At 59.2% G+C, this 1,410-nt stretch carries 1 protein-coding gene; it reads right to left on the bottom strand.

Annotated features, from left to right (window positions below; all coding sequences use genetic code 11):
- Positions 1-32: 32 nt before the first annotated feature.
- Positions 33-1,259 (bottom strand): ISL3 family transposase, encoded by a 1,227-nt coding sequence (locus tag AWB82_RS36625; protein ID WP_086974107.1) that lies wholly within the window; start codon positions 1,257-1,259, stop codon positions 33-35.
- Positions 1,260-1,410 lie beyond the last annotated feature (151 nt).

Genomic DNA, 1,410 nt, shown 5'->3' with positions numbered 1-1,410 from the left:
GGCTCTTTTGAAAATGAAGTGGGTAATGGCTCTCAGCGGGCATGCGAGTTGAATGCGGAGAAGTCGAGTTTGCCAGCGATAAGAAACAGCACCGTTCGCATGGTTGCGAAGCGCGTGTAGCCACGCGCCTTGCGCTTGGCGGCCTGAAACAAGCCGTTGATGGCTTCGATAAAGCCGTTGGTCTGTCGGGTCTGGGTCCACGCAATGATGCCGTCGAAGTGTCGGCGAATCAATCGTGCGACGTCCTTCATCGGTTCGACTTTCGAACGCATGACGTTGGTGCACCACTGCCGCAACAATTCGGAGACGACATGAATTTGCTTGCGTTCGAGAATCTCGCGCAGCTGCTCGCGATACAACCAAGCGCGGGCCGTTCGCTTGGTGGTGTACTGCTTGAGAAGCGCCTCGAGGTCCGTCAATTGCGCGAGGTTCAGCTTGTTGGCGTCCTTAAGCAGTGTCCAGCGCATCCCTTTAAGTTCTGGGTCGGCTTTCTGTTGTTGGCGCCGTACCGTATCGAGCGCCTTGGATGCATGGGCGATGACGTGAAACTTGTCGAATGTCACTCGCGCATTGGGCAGATGTTCGCCGACGCCTTTGATGAACGCGGGCGACATGTCGATGCTCACGGAGGTCACTTGCTCAGGCGTGCCGAGATGCTGGCTAAGGTGGGCTGCAAAGCTCTCAATCGTCTTCGCGTCACGGCCAGGCGTGACGAATACGACGCGCCGAGCCTGCATATCGGCGACCAGGGTCAGATACTCGTGGCCTCGCCGGTACGAGGTTTCGTCGATGGCCACCGAGCCGACGTCCGACAGGTTCGCCGACGCCAGCGCGAGTTCCACATAGCGCGAGCAGATGGCATGCACCCGATGCCACGACAGATTGACGATGCGCGCCACTGCGGCAAACGGCATCTGCTGCGCCAGCATCAGCACCAGCGCCTCGAACAGCAACGTGAAACCGTCGAGTTGGCCGACCCATTCCGGCACGACCAGCCGCACCGAGCCATCGGGCAAGCGCACGCGCGGCACACGCACTTCCAGATAGCACTCGTGCTGGAAGAAATTCAGGTGGCGCAGCCGCTTGATTTGCGTGTCGTGCACTGGATGCTCACCGGCGAGCCCGGAGTAGGCGAAGCGACTTCCTGCGACAAAGTCCACCGCAATCGTCAGTTGTCGTTTGGCCGTATCAAAGTCGACACCTTGCACGTACCACGGTGCCTTGATTCCCAGGGCGGCTTCAAAGAGTTGATTCGTCATTGTTCGCTTGGTCTTGCATGGCTGGTTGCCGCATTCTGCCGCAACCAGCCATGTTCCAGCTTGTCGATGCAAAGCGCCTCAAGGGTTCGCTGCGCCGGGCTCCCGCCCGCCCTTGACCCGCACAAACACCCACTCTGAATTCAAAAGAGGC

The sequence above is a fragment of the Caballeronia glebae genome (genome assembly GCF_001545035.1).
In the GTDB taxonomy this organism is placed as follows: Bacteria; Pseudomonadota; Gammaproteobacteria; order Burkholderiales; family Burkholderiaceae; genus Caballeronia; species Caballeronia glebae.
Note: the sequence above shows the minus strand (reverse complement) of the source record. Positions and strands in the feature narration are given on the sequence as shown.

Bases quoted from the DNA above. Each gene is read 5' to 3' on its own strand.
- AWB82_RS36625 (WP_086974107.1), bottom strand. From the start codon at position 1,259: ATGACGAATCAACTCTTTGAAGCCGCCCTGGGAATCAAGGCACCGTGG.